The 21,181-nt window shown below is 46.7% G+C and carries 22 protein-coding genes; 5 read left to right on the top strand and 17 right to left on the bottom strand.

Annotated features, from left to right (window positions below):
• Window positions 1-120: 120 nt before the first annotated feature.
• Window positions 121-915, bottom strand: coding sequence for an adenosylcobinamide amidohydrolase (locus ACSQ8O_RS13020; protein WP_436241895.1), 795 nt, complete (start codon window positions 913-915; stop codon window positions 121-123).
• Window positions 902-1,165 carry a hypothetical protein gene (locus ACSQ8O_RS13015; RefSeq protein ID WP_056615932.1) on the bottom strand — a complete coding sequence of 88 codons (264 nt, stop codon included), beginning with the start codon at window positions 1,163-1,165 and terminating at the stop codon, window positions 902-904. Before ACSQ8O_RS13015 ends, ACSQ8O_RS13020 begins: the two co-directional genes overlap by 14 nt.
• Window positions 1,166-1,341: 176 nt before the next feature.
• Here ACSQ8O_RS13015 and ACSQ8O_RS13010 point away from each other — a divergent pair, with 176 nt between their 5' ends.
• Entirely contained in the window at window positions 1,342-1,659 is a 318-nt protein-coding gene (locus tag ACSQ8O_RS13010; protein ID WP_057309825.1) for a hypothetical protein, read from the top strand.
• 73 nt (window positions 1,660-1,732) lie between these two features.
• Here the strand turns inward: ACSQ8O_RS13010 and ACSQ8O_RS13005 are convergent, their stop codons facing one another.
• Together ACSQ8O_RS13005 and ACSQ8O_RS13000 are read right to left on the bottom strand one after the other, a co-directional pair.
• A complete protein-coding gene (locus ACSQ8O_RS13005; protein WP_056615938.1) occupies window positions 1,733-2,059 on the bottom strand; it encodes a hypothetical protein in 327 nt (108 codons plus the stop codon).
• Between the two features lie 80 nt (window positions 2,060-2,139).
• The gene (locus tag ACSQ8O_RS13000) at window positions 2,140-2,709 is read right to left on the bottom strand and encodes a xanthine phosphoribosyltransferase (protein ID WP_436241894.1); all 570 of its coding nucleotides are present in this window, start codon (window positions 2,707-2,709) and stop codon (window positions 2,140-2,142) included.
• Between the two features lie 265 nt (window positions 2,710-2,974).
• On the opposite strand from ACSQ8O_RS13000, the gene ACSQ8O_RS12995 reads away from it, so the two are divergent.
• Window positions 2,975-3,691 (top strand): DUF4309 domain-containing protein, encoded by a 717-nt coding sequence (locus tag ACSQ8O_RS12995; RefSeq protein ID WP_436241893.1) that lies wholly within the window; start codon window positions 2,975-2,977, stop codon window positions 3,689-3,691.
• An 80-nt stretch (window positions 3,692-3,771) separates the two neighbouring features.
• On the opposite strand, the gene ACSQ8O_RS12990 is transcribed toward ACSQ8O_RS12995, so the two are convergent.
• Window positions 3,772-4,407 carry a DedA family protein gene (locus ACSQ8O_RS12990; protein WP_338113434.1) on the bottom strand — a complete coding sequence of 212 codons (636 nt, stop codon included), beginning with the start codon at window positions 4,405-4,407 and terminating at the stop codon, window positions 3,772-3,774.
• Between the two features lie 144 nt (window positions 4,408-4,551).
• Between ACSQ8O_RS12990 and ACSQ8O_RS12985 the strand changes: the two genes are divergently transcribed.
• On the top strand, window positions 4,552-5,592 hold the full coding sequence (locus ACSQ8O_RS12985) for a YkvI family membrane protein (protein ID WP_056615950.1): 1,041 nt from the start codon (window positions 4,552-4,554) through the stop codon (window positions 5,590-5,592).
• Here the strand turns inward: ACSQ8O_RS12985 and ACSQ8O_RS12980 are convergent.
• From ACSQ8O_RS12980 to ACSQ8O_RS12960, 5 genes are all read right to left on the bottom strand, one after another.
• Entirely contained in the window at window positions 5,524-5,961 is a 438-nt protein-coding gene (locus ACSQ8O_RS12980) for a hypothetical protein (protein WP_436241892.1), read from the bottom strand. The genes ACSQ8O_RS12985 and ACSQ8O_RS12980 overlap by 69 nt on opposite strands.
• 30 nt (window positions 5,962-5,991) lie before the next feature.
• Window positions 5,992-6,267 (bottom strand): hypothetical protein, encoded by a 276-nt coding sequence (locus ACSQ8O_RS12975; protein WP_436241891.1) that lies wholly within the window; start codon window positions 6,265-6,267, stop codon window positions 5,992-5,994.
• 64 nt (window positions 6,268-6,331) lie between these two features.
• The gene (locus tag ACSQ8O_RS12970; RefSeq protein WP_436241890.1) at window positions 6,332-9,553 is read right to left on the bottom strand and encodes an AAA family ATPase; all 3,222 of its coding nucleotides are present in this window, start codon (window positions 9,551-9,553) and stop codon (window positions 6,332-6,334) included.
• The gene (locus ACSQ8O_RS12965; protein WP_436241889.1) at window positions 9,550-10,827 is read right to left on the bottom strand and encodes a metallophosphoesterase family protein; all 1,278 of its coding nucleotides are present in this window, start codon (window positions 10,825-10,827) and stop codon (window positions 9,550-9,552) included. Before ACSQ8O_RS12965 ends, ACSQ8O_RS12970 begins: the two co-directional genes overlap by 4 nt.
• Window positions 10,828-10,853: 26 nt before the next feature.
• On the bottom strand, window positions 10,854-12,017 hold the full coding sequence (locus ACSQ8O_RS12960) for a glycosyltransferase family 4 protein (RefSeq protein WP_436241888.1): 1,164 nt from the start codon (window positions 12,015-12,017) through the stop codon (window positions 10,854-10,856).
• 173 nt (window positions 12,018-12,190) lie between these two features.
• Here ACSQ8O_RS12960 and ACSQ8O_RS12955 point away from each other — a divergent pair, with 173 nt between their 5' ends.
• Window positions 12,191-13,327, top strand: a complete 1,137-nt coding sequence (locus tag ACSQ8O_RS12955; RefSeq protein ID WP_063795579.1) for a GGDEF domain-containing protein — start codon at window positions 12,191-12,193, stop codon at window positions 13,325-13,327.
• Window positions 13,328-13,473: 146 nt separating this feature from the next.
• Entirely contained in the window at window positions 13,474-14,415 is a 942-nt protein-coding gene (locus ACSQ8O_RS12950; protein ID WP_056615964.1) for an aldo/keto reductase family protein, read from the top strand.
• 354 nt (window positions 14,416-14,769) lie between these two features.
• Here the strand turns inward: ACSQ8O_RS12950 and ACSQ8O_RS12945 are convergent, their stop codons facing one another.
• From ACSQ8O_RS12945 to ACSQ8O_RS12915, 7 genes are all read right to left on the bottom strand, one after another.
• The gene (locus ACSQ8O_RS12945) at window positions 14,770-15,066 is read right to left on the bottom strand and encodes a DUF6509 family protein (protein ID WP_056615967.1); all 297 of its coding nucleotides are present in this window, start codon (window positions 15,064-15,066) and stop codon (window positions 14,770-14,772) included.
• A 122-nt stretch (window positions 15,067-15,188) separates the two neighbouring features.
• Window positions 15,189-15,662, bottom strand: coding sequence for a DinB family protein (locus ACSQ8O_RS12940; RefSeq protein ID WP_436241887.1), 474 nt, complete (start codon window positions 15,660-15,662; stop codon window positions 15,189-15,191).
• A gap of 3 nt (window positions 15,663-15,665) precedes the next feature.
• A complete protein-coding gene (locus tag ACSQ8O_RS12935; RefSeq protein WP_436241886.1) occupies window positions 15,666-16,835 on the bottom strand; it encodes a CaiB/BaiF CoA transferase family protein in 1,170 nt (389 codons plus the stop codon).
• A gap of 48 nt (window positions 16,836-16,883) precedes the next feature.
• Window positions 16,884-17,471, bottom strand: a complete 588-nt coding sequence (locus tag ACSQ8O_RS12930; RefSeq protein WP_436241885.1) for a hypothetical protein — start codon at window positions 17,469-17,471, stop codon at window positions 16,884-16,886.
• A 14-nt stretch (window positions 17,472-17,485) separates the two neighbouring features.
• A complete protein-coding gene (locus ACSQ8O_RS12925) occupies window positions 17,486-18,271 on the bottom strand; it encodes a CoA-transferase (RefSeq protein WP_436241884.1) in 786 nt (261 codons plus the stop codon).
• A 16-nt stretch (window positions 18,272-18,287) separates the two neighbouring features.
• On the bottom strand, window positions 18,288-19,097 hold the full coding sequence (locus ACSQ8O_RS12920) for a CoA transferase subunit A (RefSeq protein WP_436241883.1): 810 nt from the start codon (window positions 19,095-19,097) through the stop codon (window positions 18,288-18,290).
• Window positions 19,098-19,144: 47 nt separating this feature from the next.
• Complete coding sequence (locus ACSQ8O_RS12915; RefSeq protein WP_436241882.1) at window positions 19,145-21,181, bottom strand: ABC transporter ATP-binding protein; 2,037 nt, start codon at window positions 21,179-21,181, stop codon at window positions 19,145-19,147.

The following is a 21,181-nucleotide window of genomic DNA, read 5'->3' as shown; positions in this document are numbered from 1 at the left end:
CATTTTTAAAAAGCGAAACGTTCTTCGGTGACTTTTCAGTCCAAAAGGTTGCCTTTTCGCACGCACTCAGTCATTTAAGCCGATCTGCACAAAATAAGTGCACTTTCGCATCTTTGCCCGTTACCCCTGCGAATGCGCCGCAGTGCGCTTGCTCATTTCAAGCTCATATAACTGGCCAGAAGCTAGGATAGCTTCATGCACCGTTCTACCAATCAAGTACCCCACCGTCGTTGCTGTACCTGCATAGCGGAATGTGGTTCCTCTGCCCGTAGTCGCAATCAACACGGCATCTGTCGTCGTTCCTGTTGCGATTTGACCACCCACGGTAATATGCAATGACTGCAAAGCGGCAGCTTTCGCTTCCGTCGCGGTAATAACCGCATTTACCATCGCCGCATCCGTCAAATGACCTTCGATGACAATAATCGTATTAATCGTTCCTGGATAGAGCGAAGTGGCTGGTAATATTGCTCCTGCTCGTGCTTTATTCCCCAGCCCGACAGTCACCCATGCAGCAACACGAAGTGATTCGTCCTCATGTACCCCATTTACCGCGTCTACAGGCTGCACACCACGTTCTTCCTCAAGTGGCCATGCTAACTCACTAAATCCAACATCATTCACCCACGCCGCGGTGAGCATCCCAGCTGTATCTTGAGGCTCCAACCTTTCTCGAGCAATAAATGCCTCCATCTCCACCAACGGGTCGGTCTCGTTATACGTCTTGTCCACTTGTCGGTTCATCAACACCCGGTGGTGACCAAAACCACCACCCCACGGAGAGGAATTCAAGGTTCGCAAGGGATTTTCGCTTGTAATCTGCATATATCGTCCGTGTGGCGATACCACTTGCTTCATCCCAACACCAGCAATTAAACTTCTAGTGGAAGTTCCCTCTCTCTCACTCTGCATCATCGGATAGATCATCCGGCGCTATCGTTTCCTGAGGCAACATGAACGCTGGCGGCCTTTCATTCTCATAAGGCTGATACACGTATCCGCGGGCAAGCTTGACGACTCTCCGGTTTTTTTTGCGAATAAGAACCGTCTCATCATCCCAAGCCACAACAATGCCACGTACATCGTTCGCTGGGCTGACATCTCGAATGACACGCAGCAGTGTGCTATCTACGCGATATTGATCCAATTGTTCTTCTGTAATCATCTATGTAGCACCTCCATTATAGGCATGGTTAAAATCATCTATCCTTCCTAAGCATACACCAATTCGAGATTCGATGAAACTTTACATAAATCCACACATCTTCGGTTAACTTAACGAGGACGAGGCACGCGATAAGGCAAAGGCTAACTCATGCCTACCGTAAGGGGGATATTACAATGGAGAAGAGAACGTACTACATCAATGTAGGCACGGGAGAAGTACTCGAAGACAGCACAGCACTTGATTATGAATTCGAAATATCCGCAACAGAAGATGATATCGCCAAGCTGCAGGAGCTTTTTGAGGAAACCGACAATTCGTCTCAAGGCAGCTACGCGACTTCGTGGCTCCCCTGGAAAGTATATTACTCTAACGAAACAAATCAGGAGTATGATTACTATTTAACCGAAGTGTATCGTACGCTGCACCGGCTCGGTTCTGAACAAACGAAGCGCCATATCGAAACCATGAACGTTTTGGAAAATGGCATTTGACCCTAATTTGCTACAAATTAAAAGGCCAAGAATCCCTATGGAATTCATTGGCCTTTTGTCATATATGGTTTATTTAACTTACATGCTCTTTCGAATCATTCGTTTCAAACCAGAAATCAAGGACTTTGCTTGACATCACACGTTTCTTAATATAATCCGATTGTGCAACAGAGAACTGCTGCTCCCACTCGATTGTCAGCTCTGTACAAAGCTTCACGATTGTTAACAACTCAGACCAGGCTACATAGCGCTTATACCAGAAAAATTGAGGGTGTTCAATCATATACGGATACAGGTCATCAAACTCTGTATGTTTACAATCAAGCGCACGTTCAAAGTGAGTCTTTGCTTCCCCTAGCTTTGTCATAAAATAGTCAATGGAACCATTTTCGATACCCATAGATGTCAGCCTCCTCTCTTACCTTGTAATCATTATAAAGGATAAATCGGTTTCAGGGAAGTCATTCTCATGATGTAAAATCAGTCAAAAGTGATCTTCCCGTTTGCAAGTGAAGCAATTCGAGCAAGTGACTCTACGCGAATACCACGTTCACGAATGGATTTACCGCCATTTTGAAAGGATTTCTCAACAACAATTCCGACTCCTACAAGCTCTGCTTCTGCTTTTTCCACAATGCGAATTAGGCCGCGTGCAGCATCCCCGTTGGCGATAAAGTCATCAATCAGTAAGATACGCTCACCATGTCCCAGTAAATGCGAGGACACCATAATATCAGTAACAATTCCTTTGGTAAAAGAAGGAACACGTTCACTATACGTATCTTGATCCATCGTCAACGTCTTCTTGCGACGAGCAAATACCATAGGAACGCCAAGTTGCAAGGCCGTCGTATACGCAATAGGAATACCGGAAGATTCCACAGTTAACACTTTGTCTGGCTTGGTCTCTCTAAACAATCTTGCAAATTCTTTCCCCATCTCCATGATGAGAACAGGATCTACCTGGTGATTCAGGATAGCATCAAGTTTAAGTACTTGATCAGAAGCAACGACGCCGACCTCTAAGATCCGCTGTTTTAATAACTCCATGAAATCGGCCCCCTATAGCTGTCTATTATGAGTAAGTTACCATATTGCTCCCGCCTCTTTCAAGTCCATTTAGAAAATAACAAAAAACACTGAAACTTTTTGGTCTTCTATGGTGTCTATATATATATAAGGATTTCATTCAATTGGAATTCGTTCTAGAATTGCTCACATTTGGGCACGAAGATGCATTGAAAACCTTCGATAAAACAGTATCATTAATCTTACTACTATTTTCACAACAACTACTCTTCGGAGGAAAGGATAGATGGCAATGAACAACCTAATTAAACCCATTCTTATAGGCTGTATGCCTGTTGCAATTGCATCATTCTTGGTGACTGGATGCCAAGAATCATCTGCTCCTGCTCCAAAGGCTACCATAGACGTAACTTCAACATATGTACCTTCACAGGTTAACCAAGAATCCTTGCCTCCGATTACCGTCGCAACTCCGACAGCAACACCTTCGGTAGACGAAAGCATGAAGCATGAGGCACAAGTAGCTGGTATTACCAAAGTTGATCAAGGTGATATACCCGCATCGCAAGTGTACACAAGTCCAAAACCAACCGCTAAACCGAAGGTTAAAGCTGAAGATGCTTACCAGCAAGAAAAGCCGACCTTAATGGGATTAAAGCTAGGCACCCCAAAAGCTTCAGTCTTGGAGCGATTTGGTAAAGTGAAGAAGCAATTCGTCATGGAAGAAGACAACATTGAAGTTTATGATTTCAACGACTTTTCGGTTGGCTTCAATAGCAAAGGAACGCTTGAATTCGTAGATGTGCACTCGATAGATATTGACCCAGGGTTACATGGCTTACGTTTAGGGCAAAGTCAGCAGGATGCAATCGCCATCCTAGGCAAGCCTGATTCGAACTCTACCTATGTGCTTTCTTATAAAGCGCAAGGCACTTTACTTAAGATCGATATTGACCCTCATGACAATACGATCCAATCCATTAAGCTTTTTGCAAATTCGTAGTCACTTACACAAAGTCACTTACACAAAGTCACTTACACAATCAAACAGAAGACCATGAATTCAGCCTTATCGGTTGAAATTCATGGTCTTTTTTTCGGCTTTCGCTTCAGTATAACAATATGATGCTTGCGAAAACGAAGATAGATCAATACGCCAATAGCAGCTAATATGACCAATATGAATAATGAAATACCCATATAGGTATGAAACAAATGTAAAAAACTTTCAAAATTATTGCCGATAAATCGGCCCAGCGTCACAAAGGTTGTACACCAGAGCAACGCCCCAGTTCCCGCATACAAAATATACTTATAAAACTTCACGCCGCTTACGCCAGACAAATAACAAGTGAAATGACGTACACCAGGTACGAAATAACCGAAGAAAACCGTCCACAGACCGTATTTCTTAAACCAGCCTTCTGCTCTCTCGATTCGGCTCGGTGTCAGCTTTACCCATTTGCCATACCGATTAAGAAACGGTTTACCTACACGATGACCAATGAAATAACTAACCGTCATGCCTGTCATTGTCCCTGCATAAATAACGGCAAGTGTGGGACCGAAGTCAAAAGGACCTCCCAAAGCGGTCAAAGAACCGATAAAGACCATCAAGGTCTCATCAGGTATTGGAACGCCAAGCATCCCAGCGGACAACAAGAGATATAAGGCAACATAGCCATATTGGCTAATAAAATCAAACAGGAATTCCTTCACAACCTACACTCTCCTGAGTTTAACTTCAACTGCCTCTTAGCTGCACAATGGGACTTAAGCAAATCTCGCCCTAAGTTACAGTCATGCAAGCTTACGTACAAACATACCTTGTACTATATCAAACGAAAGAAAGCGAGGCAATATATGCGAAATCACGCACAGATTGTCCGTGTCGCCTTCACCTACATCGGAACCGTCGTTGGGGCTGGGTTTGCTTCCGGGCAAGAAATCCTTCAATTTTTCACTCGCTATGGCTCGCTCGCTACTTTTACGATCGCTTTATCAACCGTGTTGTTCATATGGATTGGCATACAACTTATGCTTATGGCACATGACTTGAAAGCAGAATCCTATGAGGATTTGAATAAAGTTCTTTTTGGAGAAAAAATCGGAAAATGGATTAGTTTATTTATGATGGTTGTTCTTTTTGGCATTACAACTGTCATGTTAGCAGGAGCAGGCACGGTTTTTGAAGAACAGCTCCACCTCTCCTACACTACGGGGCTTCTAATCACGCTCGTACTTTCTTATGTCATTCTAACGCGTGGGATCAAAGCCATCATGACCGTAAACTCAATTGTTGTCCCCATTATGCTGCTCTTCAGCTTCATCATTGTCGTGTACACCTGGCATTCACCAACGTCTGGCAACTGGCTGCGTATCTCGAGCGAAGATTCACTTGTACGCGTTTGGTTTGCACCATTTCTTTACACAGCCTTCAATTTGGCCATGGCTCAAGCTGTTCTCGTTCCAATGGGAGGCGCGATTCGCGATCGCTCTGTGCTCTATTGGGGTGGCTTGCTTGGAGGTGCAGGCATTGGGTTACTTCTGCTAGCGGCACATTATGCACTTTCCGCACAAATGCCGGGCATCGCACAATTTGAAATCCCGATGGGAAATATTATGACCAAACTAGGCTATTTCCCGCAAGTTGCCTATTTACTCGTTATTTATGGCGAAATTTTCACGACCTTTATCGGGGATGCCTATGGCTTATCCATGCAGCTCCAGCAACGAATCAAAATACCTCCCAAATTGTTGCTCATCGTCATTTTACTTCTCAGCTATGCCATCAGCCACATTGGTTTTAAAACGCTGTTAACCGCTTTATACCCGCTATTTGGCGTCGTGAGTGTCGTTTGGCTGGTCTTGATGATCTGGCGTAATCGCCGAAGTACGCTGTAGGGCATTCCCAGACGGGAAGCTGAGTACGATAATCAACCGTATGAACAATAGCAGCATTCCCATCGCAGAAAAGATAATACCTGTAAGTAAATAAGCCCAATGGAAATTCGCGATTTCCGTATGATCTCGCCCAACAGCCACTAGCATGGCGATCATAAGTAGAAGTCCTATACTAAATAAACCAACGACAGAGTAATCCATGATCGTCCACCTGGAGAAATAGGTAACCGCAATCTGGGCTTGGCCGACAGCTCTTGGCGAGGCAGCTTGCTGCCTCCATAGCTGATGCACCGTCCAAGCGGTATAGATGCCGGCACCCGTCACAAACAGACCAACCACCGCACCTAGAATAGCTAAAAATAAATTCATTCATGAGCCCTCCTTTCATCTGACCTTGTGCTAGTGTTGACGCAAGCCGTAGATGAGCAATAACGTGCAGCCGAAGCTAATGACTGGGAGCGCATAAAGCAACGGAAGGATCATCACATGAGGAAGCTTCATCGCAGGAAACCACAGCACCTGCAGACTTCTCCTCTCCATCTCCCCGTCCTCTTGGTTACTCTTATGAGCTCGTAGTGCGTCTGTCGCTCCCTCATTCCACTGAATCTTGCCTTTTTTCCAACCGACTTGATAGGAAATTTCTCGGTGATCTTTCCTCTTATCGTTTCCTTCCACGTTCGATGCCTCCCATCCCATGTTTTTATAAGAGCATGTTCAAAAAGTCCATTTCGGACAACCTCTATAATTGAATATACAGGTGATCAGGAATTACATGTGCTGCCGCATCGCGCACATGCCCATGACAGGTAAATAGCAGAACCTGATGACGCTTACTCAAATCAGCGAGTACACGCAAACAACTTTCCATCCGTTCCTCATCGAAATTCACGAGAATATCGTCCAAAACCAGCGGTAAAATGGCTTTGCCGCCATACTCTTCTACAAGCGCAAAACGCATGGATAAATACAATTGCTCAGCTGTCCCGCGACTAAGTTGATTCGTATCCACTTGTTGTCCATTTGCTCTTACTGCTAGTAATCTTTGCTCTCCAAATGGTGCCTTAACAGCTTCGAATGCTCCGTTCGTCATCATTGCGAAATACGCAGAAGCCCGCAAAAGCACGCCTGGTTGACGATCCTTTTCGTACATATCACGCGCCTTTTTCAATAAAAGCGCAGCAAACGAAGCTACCGCATATTGATTTACTTGCTGAGATAATGTCGTTCGAATCCCTTCCGCCTGCAGTCGTAGATTCGCCGCTTCAGCCCCCTGCTCCAGCTTCTCAATCTGCCCCGACATCTTGCCAATGACCTCTCTTTGCTCATTCGTTTGCTTGATAGTCTCCGACAGCTTCTGTTGCAGAGAAGCAGCTAGAAGAGCCAGATCTTCTTCTCCCTGTGATTCCATCAACTCTATAAAGCTCGCCATTAATGAACGGCTAACTAACGATTCCAAGGAGGCTTGAAGTACGCTGCTTTCCTCTTCAAGCTTCTTGCGTTCTAGCTGTTCCCGTTCCAATATTCGCAGGTGCTCACCGTCTTGCGCTGATGCATCCTGTAAGAGTTGATGAAGACGCGCCTGTATCCGATCCATATGTTGCTGAGCCAGCAGAAGCATTTGTTCTGTCTCAGCGATCAGCTGTTCAGTTTGTCCGCGTTCCGCGATATGAACGTGCTGCCGCTGCTCATCTTCTTTCCAACGCTTCAATGCAAACAAATAATCTTGATTGGACGGAGGCAATTCAAGCAGTTTTCGAACCGTTTCTTCAAAGGTATGAACGTTTTCCTTTAACATGTCTAACTTGGAAGTCATTTTGTGAAGTTGACGCAGCCCATCTTGAGCTAACTCGATGACTTGAATCGTTTCTAGCAAGGCATCTGTTGATAGATGTGCGCCTACCCCTAGACTATGCAACCATTCCTCCCAGGCCGTGTGTATCTGAAGTGTTTCTTTTTTGACTTCGTTTGCGTAGCGGATACGCTGCTCAACTTGCTTCTGAAGCAGCTGCAAATGTTCTCGTGCATCCCTTAATTTCTCGAGCTTACGAAGCTGCTCACTATGTAGATGCTTAACCTGATCTACCTCACGGAACCAAGCATCCAGATGTGGCTGAAGATCTTGAATCGACACACTCGCATTTCGATAGGATCCATGCTTGGTAAATTCTGTAGCCGCAGCCGCTTCTAGAAGATTAGATTGTTGATAGTGGACTTGCTCAAAATGGCGCAGCTGCTCCTGAATGCGGCGTTCCAGCTGCCCCAGTTCCTGCTCCAAGCGATGATCTTGGACAATGGTTGAGGGCATGGCACGAGCTGCTCTGCTCCCTTCCACTTGACGACCCATAAGCCAAATATAGCAAGTCACTCCTGCGAAAATAAGGAAAACACATGCACCCGCGAGCCAGTTCCCCTGCCATCCGATAAGTAACGGAGTGACAAGTGCTAGAACGCCTGCTGCTAGCATCATACGTTGACGAAATGCACGCGTTGCCTCTCTACCGTTTTTCGTTGCATCTTCGAGACTTTGCAGGTATAGACTTTGTTCAGCTTGACGTTCTTGCAGATGTGTAAATTGACTTGTGACTAGCTGCCAACGCGCATAATCCGAAGCCAATTTCTGTAATAAAATAAATGGATCAGCGTCCATCGACTCCGCGTTTGCTTGTAAACCTTTGCATGCCGTTTCAAGATGACCGACCTGCTCTTGCCCACGATTAACTTGCGTATGTAAACTGTCCAATTCGGCTCCAATGCGCAGTTCAAGTTCGGAGCGATTGCTGAATTGCTCTTTATAAGTACGCACTTTTTCACGAAGTGAAATCGTCACAGCGAATGAAGTGACATCGGTTTCATCCCATTGCACATCCAAATTGGCTAGCAGTCTATCCACTTGAGTACGTTGGTGTGCAACCTCAACCTGGAGCTGCTCAATCTGGCGCTTATTCTCCTCATAGCTAGCCGCTTGCTCTAGCAAGTGGTTCAGCTCGATTTGATGAGCGAGTACTTTCGGCTCCAGCAGGAGCGCAGCCAGCTCTCCGCGCAAGCTCTGCACACGCAGCTGCAACTTGTCGCGATCCGCTTGGAGGCGCTCCTGCTCGGCCTCGAGCGCCTCCAGCCTTGCGGTGGCTTGCTCCGGGAAGCCCGGCCGCGCCGGAAGGCCCTCCAGCTCGCGGCCGATCTGTCGCAAGCGGAGCCAGCCGCTGCGCGCCTTGCCGGCCAGCCCGAGCTTGTGCAGCTCCGCGCGCAGCGCCTCCTGCTGCCCCTCCAGGGCAGCAGCGCGCTCCTCCGCGGCTCGGCGCTCTTCTTGCAGCCGATCATAGTCGGCTGCGCCATCACGGCTGCGGCGCAGCGACTGCTCCAGACCCTCGAGCTCCTTCAGGAGACGGTTCATCTCCTGATTGCGTCCGCGGGGTCTGTACAGGCCGTCGGCCTGCGCCGTCAGCTTGCGCTCGGCCTCCATGATGGCCGAGCCGCTTACACCAAGCCCAGCGCTATACAGATAGCCGCTGAGCTCGTCCGTCTGCAGGGAGCGAAGCTCCTGCAGCTCGGTTAACCCAAAAGCGAACAAGCTGCGATAGAGGTCGGCCGAGAGGCCGCCCAGCAGCGTGTTCAGCAGCTCTTCGCCGCCGGTTGTGCCATCGGCAAGTGTGACCTTAACGAGCCCCGCAGAGGCTCGTTTGCCGCCTGTGGCGGGCGCGTCGTAGCGCTCGACGCGGATGCGCTGACCCTGCTCGTCGAGCAGGGTTAGGGCTCCCCCGTGGGCGCCGCCGCCTAGCGGCTCGTAACGCTCCGACCGATTCGTTCGCGTCGGAAAGCCGAACAGCACCGCACGTACGAAGCCCATGAGCGTGCTCTTGCCCGCTTCGTTGGCGCCGTAAAAAACAGCCAAATTAGTATCCGTATGCAGCTGACGATCACGCAAGCTGCCAAATCCATCGACTTGGATGGCTATGATTCTCATCCAGATCCCCCTCCATCCGTGGTTAGCAGATCTGCGACAAGCACTTCTGCGGAACGCAGCCAATCGCGCAGCTGTTCAGGCGTTGCTGCAGCTGGATTTCCTGCAGATTGAGGCATCCCCTGCAGCGCTGCAAGAGCTTCATCTGCGAAGCTCTCCAAGGCGGATTCGTCGATTTGCAGCGCCGCCGCATACCTTAACAGATCGCCTAGGAAGCTCTTCTCTTCCAGAACTGCTCCCAGATCAAGCTCACTAGCCGTTCGATCTTCGATCGATTCGATCCACACGAAGCTGCTCCGCTCCACTTCCTCTTCTCTTAACTCATCCATCAATTCTTGTAAAGCACGGCCTTTACGCAGTCGTTCATGGATTTCACTACGGCCTTCCAAAATGATGCGCACAATCCCATCTCGACCGTTAGCGTCTTGACGAAGCCGATCTAATAAATCGCCCAAGCGATCTTTCAATAATTGCTCCGACGGAATTGAGCTCACCGAAAGTGTTTCTTGAAACCACCGAACCGTGTCTAACGCGTGAAAAATAAGCTCCGCTCGTCCACTATCATCCATGTCTACGAGATAACAGCCGCGTGGCCCTGTTTCCCGAATACTTCTGCCTTGGATGTTGCCAGGGTACACAATCGCTGGCTGGTAGTTCATAACCTGTCTTGTATGTACATGTCCAAGTGCCCAGTAATCCATGCCAGCATCGATTAAATCCTGCTTACTGCAAGGGGCATAATTATCATGATGAGGATCTCCATCAACATTCGTATGCAAGAGTCCAATCTGACACACTTGATCTTGTCCTCTTTTAAATTTCAAAGCAAGATTCTCTGTTACCGCTGAGCTCCCATAGGATATCCCATGAATTTCGGCGATTATGCCGCGATCTTTCTTCACAACCTGTAAGGTCTCCACATGATCAGACGCAAAAAAATGAACGTCTGCCGGCCAAACTAACTTTGCGGCACGTCCATCCTCGGGGTCATGATTACCATGTATTATATAAGCAGGAATGCCTTCAATCGCCAAATGTTCCACTGCTTTTTGAAAACGAATTTGTGCCCGCAGTGAACGATCCGATACGTCATAGACATCCCCGCTAATCAGTACAAAATCCACCTTTTCTTGTATCGCAAGCGCCACAAGCTCCTTCAACGCTTCGAACGTCGATTCTCGAACTCGCTCTCGAACCCGTTCAGGAAGCGCCGACATGCCTTTAAATGGACTATCTAAGTGCAAATCGGCAGCATGTATAAACCGTAGTCGTTTCATGGCTCTAACGCCTTCCTTTATGAACTTTATTCCTGTTGACCTGCTTCTTCTTTACCTGGTTGCTCCGTTACTTGATAGCGTTCATACACACTTTTCAACTGACGAAGCACACGATTCAATGAGTAGGTTTTTTTCGCCTTTTCCCAAGCAGCTCGTGCTAAATTGTAACGGAAGCTAGGATCAATTACGACTTTCTCCAAAGCATGGCTCAAGGCCATTGCATCCCCGACAGGTACAAGCAATCCATTATGACCATGCTCAATTTGCTCAGCAATCCCGCCAACATTTGTACCGATCAAAGCTAACCAGCACAGTGCTGCTTCTGCAAATACAGATCCGAAAGCTTCGGCACGAGATGGCAAAACAAACACATCAAAGAATGGCATGAATTCTTCTGGGTGAAGCATATACCCATAAAAAATCGTATCTTCATAAATGTTATGCTCGATAGCTAATTTCTCAAGCTCCTCACGGCTTGGTCCATCACCAATAATATGTAAAACAAAAGGATGTCCGCGTTTCTTCAGCTCGCCACATGCAATCAGCAATGTATCCAAGCCCTTCGCAGGAACTAAACGACAAACCGTAATAAATTGCGTGACTTGATTTTCATGTGAAATCGGACGGAATCGCTTCTCATCAAAGCCATTTGGAATGACGCCAATGCGTTCGCTGTCCTGTACATATTCAGCCATGTACTGCTTAAACGAATTTGAAACCGTGATAATCTGATCCACTTTCGCTTCTAACTCACCATAGATCTGGGTTAGAAATTGATGCTCCACGCCATTCTCAACAATGCGCCCATTTAAAATAAGCTCTCGCTCAAAACTGGAGTGAATGGTCAAAATGACAGGTGTATCTGGATAAATTTGTTTCATAACCAGTGCAGCAATCGGATGATGGGCATGTATAATATCAAATTTCTTAGAAATTCTGAGCTTTGTCCACCATACATAATCTTTATAGGTTTGAATGTATTTATCGATTATTGGGTTGCCGGCATACTTCCGCCAATCAAACGTAGCGAATGACACATCCTCGGATCCCTTGCCGCGAATACGCTTAGGAAGCGAGAACAGTTCCATTTCCCAACCTTTTTTATTAAATCGTTCCAAAATATAGGGAACCATGGATGATACCCCACCCGGTTGTTCCGGGGGGAAAAACAATGCTTGCAATATGTTCATTGCATGAGCCCCTCTCCCAAATCCTTGAGCTTACCACTTTCTATTGTAACTTGTGTCGGGCGAATAGAAAAGAGAACACAACCTCAACAGCACAAATGTTCTATCCCTGCACCGCTTTTTCCTTTATAATAGAGTCTACTTCTGTGGAAAAATAGACCAACTTGGAGGAACTCATGGACATCATGGATTTACTTTTCGGTGAATTAGCTACGTTTCTATCTCATGCTATGATTGTTGTCATGGTTGCGCTCATGTTCGTGATCTCCCTGCGTTTGTTTCTGGACCGACGCAAAAAAGCGTATATGTCCATGACGATATCGCTCATCTTCGTAGGTATCCATTGTTTGCTTCAAATATATTTCATTCTCAGCGGTATCCACACGAGCATCGCTGATTATTCGCAGATCATGCTCAAAATTATTTCATTTGTACTTATAAATATGGGAATTTATCAATTATATAATCGCACGAACCGCAAACAATATACATTTTTCTACGGTTTAATTGTCATGGGATTTGTCGTCTCTACACTTCACTTCATTGTTCCAAATCTATATAGCGGGACAGATCATCAAGTTCGTCTTCTGCAGAATATTGGACTTGAGTTATATGTATTCGTGCTCATTTTTCTCTGCTTCTATATGATTCCACCTTATATCGGTCAGCAAATGAAATATCAACTGGCTTTAACAGTTTACTTTTTATTTCAGACGTCTCAGCTTCTAAATACATATGTGTATGATAATGCGCAGCCTGTGCTTATCTTGGCTGTCAATCTACTGCCCGTCATTTATTACTTTCTTTTATTTATGATTCTCTTTGAACGTGTCGTTGAGCTCATGCAAGCCATCTACAATTCATCGATAACGGACGGCTTGACTCGACTCTATAATCGCAAGTTTTTCTACAACCGTGTAACACAGCACGTTCAGCGCCACTTGCCCGTTTACATTTTATTTAGCGATATCGATAATTTTAAAAAGTTAAACGATACACAAGGACATCAAATGGGTGATAATGTGCTCAAACAGGTTGCGCAAATTATGAAGGACGAAGCCGAAGAATGTGGGATTGCTGGGCGTTATGGCGGTGAAGAAATGGTTATCTTGGTATCCGATCCCAGCGTGAAAATGGATGCGTTCGCAGAGCGAATCCGCAGTCGCATTGAGAAAGAAACGATCGTAACCGCGAGTATCGGGTATAGCAAATATAAGAATGGCTTAAGTGCGGAAGATCTTATTAAACAAGCTGATGAAGCCATGTATCGCGCCAAAACAACAGGAAAGAACAAGGTTGTGAAGTTTGCCTAATTTGCTAAGCTGTAAAGTACCGCACCTGGAGGTAAGTAACTCACTTGCTTTTCAGTTCTTATGTCTTCTCGCTCTATGCTTTATAATAGACATGTACAGTCAATCCCGTACAAATTCCATGTTAGAGTAGGAGACTGATGAAAATCATGCAATATCGGAAACTTGGTAATAGTGGTCTCAAAGTTAGTGAAATCAGTCTAGGCAGTTGGCTTACTTATGGTGGCTATGTAGGGGAAGACCCTGCAGTGCGTTCCATTGAGCAAGCATACGATCTGGGTGTTAACTTTTTCGATACAGCCAATGTGTATGAACGCGGTGAAGCCGAGCAGGTTATGGGTAAAGTCCTATCCGCATATCCTCGGGAATCCTACGTTCTAGCAACGAAAGTTTTTGGTAAAATGGGCGAAGGTCCTAATGACCGTGGACTCTCCCGCAAGCACATTAAAGAGCAAGCTGAAGCTAGCCTAAGACGATTGAATGCGGACTACATTGACATTTATTATTGTCACCGTTTTGACACGGAAACGCCGTTGGAAGAAACTTTGCGCGCTCTAGATGACCTAGTTACACAAGGGAAAGTGCTTTACATTGGCGTTAGTGAGTGGACTCCAGCTCAAATTGTTGAGGCTTATGCGCTTGCTGATAAGTTATTGCTCGATAAGCTGATCGTAAATCAGCCCGTATACAATATGTTCAATCGTTACATTGAAAAAGATATCATTCCGCTCGGCGAAACGAAGGGCTTCGGCCAGGTCGTGTTCTCTCCACTTGCACAGGGCCTCCTGACAGGTAAATATCGTGCAGGGCAGCCAATCGCCGCCGATAGCCGGGCCAGCAGCAAAAATTGGGATGAAAAGCAGCTGAATGAAGCTTCTTTACATAAAGTAGCCCAACTGTCCAGTATTGCGGATGAACTTGGCATTAAGGTATCCCAACTGGCGATCGCTTGGATTCTGCGTCAAAACAACGTATCCAGCGCCCTTGTCGGTGCGAGCCGACCAGAGCAAGTTGTTGAGAATTGCAGCGCAAGCGGCATTCATTTGACAGATGATGTGCTTAGCAGCATTGAGACGATTCTGCAAGGATAAGTGAAACTATAGCTACTTTTGACGTATGTATAATTGAGAAACCTGCCATTAGGCAGGTTTCTTTGCATGTTTGAATGGTTAAGTGGGGTTGGTGGTCACGCGAAAATAACTAATAACTGGAAAACATACAGCTATATCAACCTAATTTCACCTAAAATTTGATTTAAATGGAAAATATGCAGCTAATTTCTCCAAATAAGCTCAAACCGCTAAAAACACCTATAAATAACTGTAGTAAATCCATCTAATCAGGAAACGAGGGCAAATCGAACAAAATTAACTGTATAAAATACAGCAATTCATTTATAGCTCTCAACTATGCGCAAAAAAAAGAAGAGCATACATCGCTCCTCCTTATTCATTACCTTCCGAGTAATGCTCCTTACAGAACGCTTCCACGACGGCGACTTCATCGTCCTCTAGGTCGAAATCCAGATAAAGCTCGGTCGTTTTCTCGTATAACTCGTATTTCATAAGTGCTGATGTTTCTTCGGTCACATTGTAGATCGCTCGGATATATAGGCCGCTCTCGGAATATAGCTCATCATCTTCCTCGACTTCGATATCGATGATAAATTCATAACGTTGCCCCGTCAAAATCTTAAAAGGATCTCTAATCAATTCTACTGTGTAAGTTGTAATCGTAAACATAGTACCGCCCCTTTCTCTTCTGCACCTGTTAGTATAACCGAAATACGCGCAAAAGAAAAAAGGCACCTCCAGATTGCTCTAGAAATACCCCTATCGGTATTCCACACTAGATATACCTACCTTTACTTCACACCTAAAGCATCCAAGTTACGCCCAATTTGCAGCAAATGCGTTTGCACATGACGAATAAAACCTTGGAACAAATCAGCGATGGAGATTTCTTTGCCGTTGTTATTCCCCTTACGTTCCCACTGCTCATCTGTCAAACGCCCGTAGAACAGCGCATTATAGGCAAGTATGGCATCAAACACAAGTAGAATGTCACTCAGCTCCGTCTGGTTCGCTCGTGAGCTCGCAACCCATGCATCTTGATCATAGAGGAGAAACTCATTGCCATTTTCTGCGACAATTTTACGAATACGAACGGCGTGCACGAAGCTGGCATCCACGAGATGAGCTACGACTTCTTTGATGCTCCACTTCTCGGGAGCAGGCTTCCATTCCAATTGTTCCCGTGAAAGCTGACTAACGCGTTGTTTAATTAATTCCGAAGTTGCAAGGTAAATATCAATATGAAGCCTTGTTGTCTCACTCACGTTCTATACACCCCATTCTTGAAAAATTTCTTCTGTGTGCTCACCCTTAAGCGGCGGTTTGCGATAAATCTGAAACTCGTAGTCCGTTAGCTTAACGGGATAGCCTACGGTCGTAGTTTGCGTTTGATTGGGAAGCGCTAGTTCGTGAATCAAGCCACTTTCCCTCACCACAGGATCATGCAAAATGTCCTCAAACGTATTGATTGGCGCACACGGGACACCTCGTCCATCAAAAATGTCGAGCCATTCTGCAGCGGTTTTCAGGCTGAATGCTTCCTGCAGTAGCAGTGCCAGTTCCTTCTGATGCTTTGCGCGCAGCGTTTGATTCTGAAAACGTGGATCGTCCGCTAACGCTGGTAGTTCCACCGCATCCACCACCTCACGCCACAGCTTCTCGTTGCCAGCTGCTATAACGAATGGCTTATCACTGCCGTGATAACCTTGATACGGTGCATTGCGTGGATGCGCGCTGCCCAAACGCTTCGGCGCCTCGCCATTGCCATAATACTCACTAGTCTGCAACGCGGATATCCCTAGCACACTAGCTAACATGGAGCAATCAATGTAACTGCCTTTCCCGCTTCGAGATGCTTGATGAATCGCCGCAACAACTGTGTAGGCACCATAGAGCCCTGCCACGAAATCAGCCACAGGAACCCCGCATTTGACAGGTGCGCCATCCTCTTCCCCCGTCACACTCATCAATCCGCTTATCGCTTGAATAGTCACGTCGAAGGCGCCTTTTTGTGCGTAAGCACCCTTTTGCCCGTATCCAGAAATGGAACAATACACGAGCTTCGGGTTCACTTCAACTAATCGGTCATAGCTTAGGCCGAATTTCGCCAATACGCCTGGCCGATAATTTTCCACGATGACATCGGCATGCGCACATAACTCACGCAATCGTTCAAGGTCCGCAGGCGCTTTAAAATCAATCGCTATGCTGCGTTTATTCCGATTTAACGAACTGAAATTGGAGCTATAGCTCTCTCCTTCTTCACTCGTGATAAATGGCGGCCATTCTCGCATACTATCCCCCACATCAGGCCGTTCCACCTTGACCACATCCGCGCCCAGATCAGCAAACAACATTCCCGCGAAGGGACCTGCCGCTATTTGACCGAATTCAATAACTTTGATGCCTGCAAGAGGGCCGTGATTGTTCTTGCTCATTTGCGCTTCGCTCCTCTTTGTTTGGTTGTTAGCAATCGTTCCTTCTCTTTAGCTAAAAACAGGGCTAGCATTATCATGCTTCGTAATCACTTCTCGCGCATTCCCAGAGGCCACATCATGAATATGCCTCGGCTGTTTCCCGATATCTGTCCCATAAATGTGAATCGTAATCGCGACCTCATCAAATGGATTCGCAACGCCATGGATATCATAATCCGGCGGATACACAAAGGAGATGTCACCTTCTGTAGCTGTGACCTCCGATACCTCACGAATTGTGTAGCGTGGCTCAGCAGATTCGCCGTGATCTTCACGGCGATACCTTTTCTCAACAATTGACCCGCGGTAGACACCAACTAACCCCCAAACCAAATGATCGTGAACCGGGGCAACCTGACCCGCCCCCCAGACGAATGCAATAACGGCGAAGGACTCGTTCTCCGGCCTATACAGTAAATACTGCGCATATTTATTCGGCAGCGGCACTTGTAAGCCCTCAGGAAGCAACCGCTCATTGGTCAGCAATTCTTGCAAATGCGGCCGCACATGATCAATGATTGTCCGATAATCCTGATGACTAGCTAAAATACCTGAAATATTCGCTTCCAACTGATGAAATGCTTGGTTCGCACTCATGGCCATCCCTCTTTCTATGATTGAACTACTGCACTTTTCAAATAAGCACCGAAGTGTTGCTTCGCAAACAATGGATAGATGCGTCTCAATTCATGACTTACCTCATAACGAAGTGTCGCTAACTCATTCGTTGAAGGGGGTTCAAGGTTTGGAATCGATGTATCATCATCGTTGTTCAAACCTAGATCAAAACCAGTTCTCCCCTGTACCTCAGCTGGCTTTACGCCTGGAACGGTTGCTGCTAGCTTTAATCTGCCATCGGGCCCGATCGGTTTCATTACCCCCAGCGGTGTATACACACCAACTAATCCGTTTTGATGATAAATGCCTTTCCCCGAAGAAGGTATCGACGTAACGAAATCGAGCGTTTCAGGGAATCCTTTGATACCATGATCTGTTTTAAATAAGAAAATGCGTTTGCATGTAAAATAAACAACCCCTGAGCCTGCTCCTCCAGGGAGTCTCACCTTCGGCTTGCCATAATCGCCAATCGTATGCAGATTGATGCGTCCGTAGCTGTCGATTTGAGCACCGCTTAGAAAGAACACATCCATTTCTCCCCGCTGCATGAGATCAAAGAACTCTTTCGTTCCTTGAAAAGGCCAATCACACTGCCCGAGAATGTAAACAGAGGCTTGCTTCGCATGCCTCGCTTTGGCAAGCAATGCAGCCGCAGCAGGGATAGGTGAGTTATTGCCGACTCCGATAACCTCGTGATTATGCAGCTCTCTTGCCAAGTAACAAATCATGGCTTCCTCCATGGAATAGGAAGACAACCTAACCTGCTCCATACGACTCATACGATACCTCCCCTCACTACGTGTTAATTAAGCTCTTCACATATTCCTCAAAAGAAGCATCCGATCTAGATGCTTCCATATAAATGGAAATTTCGTCATCATCTACCCCATAGTAACCTGGACAAGCCGTTGGTATAGCACCTCCAGGTGCATGAATGACACCGCTGAGAAACAGCGATGGAATGAACGCTACACCATGGTTAGCTTCACTAAGCAGCTCTTCAGGGGACACGATCTCTTCCACCGAAGCAAATGATTTCATTGAAGCTTGTGCGAGTAGTCGATTGTTCTGCGCTGGGTGAGCAATCACATTGCCCAGCGTATCCGCCTTATAGCCGTGAAATATGGCTACGTCTGGTCGAATCGCCGGAACGATGGCGATTCGCTCCTCCGCATTGTATGGATTCTTGATCTCATGAAAATCCGGTCTAGTTTGCATATAATCCGTCCCGAGAAGCCCTCGCACTGGCGTGAAGGGGATACCTGAAGCACCTGCCCCTATCGCTGCAGTCAGCGTTGGACAAGCATGCTCTAATCCGACAATTGCGGCTTGCTCAAATTTGCGCCGGAAGTTCAGTCCAAATCCATACTCTCCCATCGAAATCTGTGAGAATTCAACAGTCGTGACTACGCCAGCTCCGATCAGGAGATCAGCATTCACTGCCGCAGCCCCCGTACAAACTAGATATAACTCGCGCCGCTTGGCACGGATGATTTCACGAATAAGGACCATCGGGGACATTTCCATATTGCCGCTAATAGCAAGCTTCGTACCATCCGGAATCTGTGCAACAGCCTCTTGGATGGAAATTATTTTGGATGGCACATAACTCACTCCTTCTTTCAAGAGGTTGTTCAAGTAAACTCCCCTTCTTACAATGGATAATGACAAGCGGCATAATGACCGGGTGCAATCGGCGCTAATTCAGGCACAACTTCTCGGCACAGTGCCGTCGCCGCCGGGCAGCGTGTATGAAAGCGGCAGCCGGAAGGCGGCCTCGCAGGTGATGGCATTTCGCCTTCCAAGGGTACGAAACTCCGCTTACGTTTGGGATCTGGCACTGGAATGGCGGATAGAAGTGCCTTCGTATAGTGATGTGCAGGATGCCTAAACAACTCATCTGTTGGTGCAATTTCAACTAGCTTTCCTAAGTACATGACGCCAATACGATCCGAAATGTAGCGAACAATATTCAGGCCATGTGCGATGAACAAATACGTCAAATTCATGCGTTGCTGAATATCTTGCATCAGATTGACGATCTGCGATTGGACAGAAACATCTAAAGCGGAAACGGCTTCATCAGCTAAAATAAACTTCGGATTCAATGCAATCGCGCGAGCAATCCCAATTCGTTGGCGCTGCCCGCCTGAGAATTCATGCGGCAACCGATCGTACCAGGAAGGATTCAATCCCACGAGCTCCATAACGGACTCTACTTTGGCTCTTTTGGCAGATCCTCGTAAGGACTCGTGCACCCAGAAGGGTTCACCGATGATATCTCCCACTTTCCAGCGGGGATTAATGGAGCCATACGGATCCTGAAACACAATTTGCATGTCACGTCGTGTTTCCTTCCACCCCTGTGAACCTGATTGAGTGAGATCTCTCCCTTCAAAATGAATACTGCCCGCTGTCGCTTTTTCCAGTTGAAGAAGTACACGGCCTAGCGTAGATTTCCCACAACCGGATTCTCCGACAAGACCGAAAGTCTCCCCTTTACGAATGTCAAAGGACACATCATCAACCGCTTTAATGGAGGAACGTCCTCGCCCAAACCATCCTTGACGAATCGGAAAATATTTCTTCACGTTCTTCACTTGGAGTAACGGCGGCTCCGAGCCCAGCAACCAGGCATCATCACGGAGCCCCTCGTTGCCAAGCAGCTCGACAGGAGCGGTCTTTACCGCATCTCCAAAAAACTCAGCCGCCAAATGATCAATCCTCTCCGCATTCCAACAAGCGACCTCACGGCCGTGAAGCTCCTGCAGTGGCGGATCTTCACTCAAACAGCGATCCGTTGCGTAAGGGCAACGGGGATGGAATCGGCAACCTGTCGGCAACTGAGATAAGCTGGGAATTGTGCCCTTGATCGTATACAGCTTCAAGCCACGAACATTATCCAATGTAACAATGGAATGTAGAAGCCCTTGGGTATAGGGATGGGCTGGATTTTCGAACAATTGATGCACGGGCGATTGCTCAACTACCTTCCCCGCATACATGACCACGACACGATCCGCCATTTCAGCTGCAATACCGAGATCATGGGTAATTAATAGAATCGACATCTGAAATTCATCTTTCAGCTCACGGAGCAAGCTCAAGATTTGCGCTTGGATCGTTACATCCAACGCTGTTGTAGGTTCATCAGCAATAAGCAGCTCAGGTCCGCATGCTAGTGCCATGGCGATCATCGCCCTTTGGCGCATGCCACCTGAAAGCTCATACGGATATTGCCCCATCCGAATTTCTGGTTCAGGAATGCCAACTCTGCGCAGTAAGGATATTGCCTTTTCCTTAGCTCCCAGCTTCGAAATTCGCTCATGACGGACAATTACTTCTACGATTTGGCTTCCAATTGTGAAGATCGGATCTAGTGCCGTCATCGGCTCTTGGAAAATCATTGCGATTTTCTTCCCACGGAGATCACTGATTTCCTTCTGTGTCAGTCCTACTAAACTTTGCCCATCGAGCTTGATATCCCCATGTGAAATATAGCCGCCATCATAGTTAATCAGACGCATAATCGACAAAGAGGTTATCGTCTTTCCACTCCCAGACTCCCCGACCAAGCACACAATTTCGCCTGTTCCGATCTGTAAACTAATATTGTTTATCGCATTGAGTGAACCGCTAGCTGTTTGAAAATCAACTGACAATGCATCTATTTCGAGTAATGGTTTCAT

The organism is Paenibacillus sp. LjRoot56 (genome assembly GCF_964253335.1).
GTDB classification, from domain to species: domain Bacteria; phylum Bacillota; class Bacilli; order Paenibacillales; family NBRC-103111; genus Paenibacillus_E; species Paenibacillus_E allorhizoplanae.
This window is presented reverse-complemented; position numbering and strand designations above follow the sequence as displayed.

Excerpts from the sequence above, each read along its gene's own strand:
- ACSQ8O_RS12930 (WP_436241885.1), bottom strand. The coding sequence starts at position 17,471 with ATGAGTGCGAACCAAGCATTTCATCAGTTGGAAGCGAATATTTCAGGT.
- ACSQ8O_RS12925 (WP_436241884.1), bottom strand. The coding sequence starts at position 18,271 with ATGAGTCGTATGGAGCAGGTTAGGTTGTCTTCCTATTCCATGGAGGAA.
- ACSQ8O_RS12985 (WP_056615950.1), top strand. The coding sequence starts at position 4,552 with ATGCGAAATCACGCACAGATTGTCCGTGTCGCCTTCACCTACATCGGA.
- ACSQ8O_RS12995 (WP_436241893.1), top strand. The coding sequence starts at position 2,975 with ATGGCAATGAACAACCTAATTAAACCCATTCTTATAGGCTGTATGCCT.
- ACSQ8O_RS12980 (WP_436241892.1), bottom strand. The coding sequence starts at position 5,961 with ATGAATTTATTTTTAGCTATTCTAGGTGCGGTGGTTGGTCTGTTTGTG.
- ACSQ8O_RS12915 (WP_436241882.1), bottom strand. The coding sequence starts at position 21,181 with ATGAAACCATTACTCGAAATAGATGCATTGTCAGTTGATTTTCAAACA.
- ACSQ8O_RS13015 (WP_056615932.1), bottom strand. The coding sequence starts at position 1,165 with ATGATTACAGAAGAACAATTGGATCAATATCGCGTAGATAGCACACTG.
- ACSQ8O_RS12970 (WP_436241890.1), bottom strand. The coding sequence starts at position 9,553 with ATGAGAATCATAGCCATCCAAGTCGATGGATTTGGCAGCTTGCGTGAT.
- ACSQ8O_RS12960 (WP_436241888.1), bottom strand. The coding sequence starts at position 12,017 with ATGAACATATTGCAAGCATTGTTTTTCCCCCCGGAACAACCGGGTGGG.
- ACSQ8O_RS12950 (WP_056615964.1), top strand. The coding sequence starts at position 13,474 with ATGCAATATCGGAAACTTGGTAATAGTGGTCTCAAAGTTAGTGAAATC.
- ACSQ8O_RS13020 (WP_436241895.1), bottom strand. The coding sequence starts at position 915 with ATGATGCAGAGTGAGAGAGAGGGAACTTCCACTAGAAGTTTAATTGCT.
- ACSQ8O_RS12965 (WP_436241889.1), bottom strand. The coding sequence starts at position 10,827 with ATGAAACGACTACGGTTTATACATGCTGCCGATTTGCACTTAGATAGT.
- ACSQ8O_RS13010 (WP_057309825.1), top strand. The coding sequence starts at position 1,342 with ATGGAGAAGAGAACGTACTACATCAATGTAGGCACGGGAGAAGTACTC.
- ACSQ8O_RS12955 (WP_063795579.1), top strand. The coding sequence starts at position 12,191 with ATGGACATCATGGATTTACTTTTCGGTGAATTAGCTACGTTTCTATCT.
- ACSQ8O_RS12945 (WP_056615967.1), bottom strand. The coding sequence starts at position 15,066 with ATGTTTACGATTACAACTTACACAGTAGAATTGATTAGAGATCCTTTT.
- ACSQ8O_RS13000 (WP_436241894.1), bottom strand. The coding sequence starts at position 2,709 with ATGGAGTTATTAAAACAGCGGATCTTAGAGGTCGGCGTCGTTGCTTCT.
- ACSQ8O_RS12935 (WP_436241886.1), bottom strand. The coding sequence starts at position 16,835 with ATGAGCAAGAACAATCACGGCCCTCTTGCAGGCATCAAAGTTATTGAA.
- ACSQ8O_RS13005 (WP_056615938.1), bottom strand. The coding sequence starts at position 2,059 with ATGGGTATCGAAAATGGTTCCATTGACTATTTTATGACAAAGCTAGGG.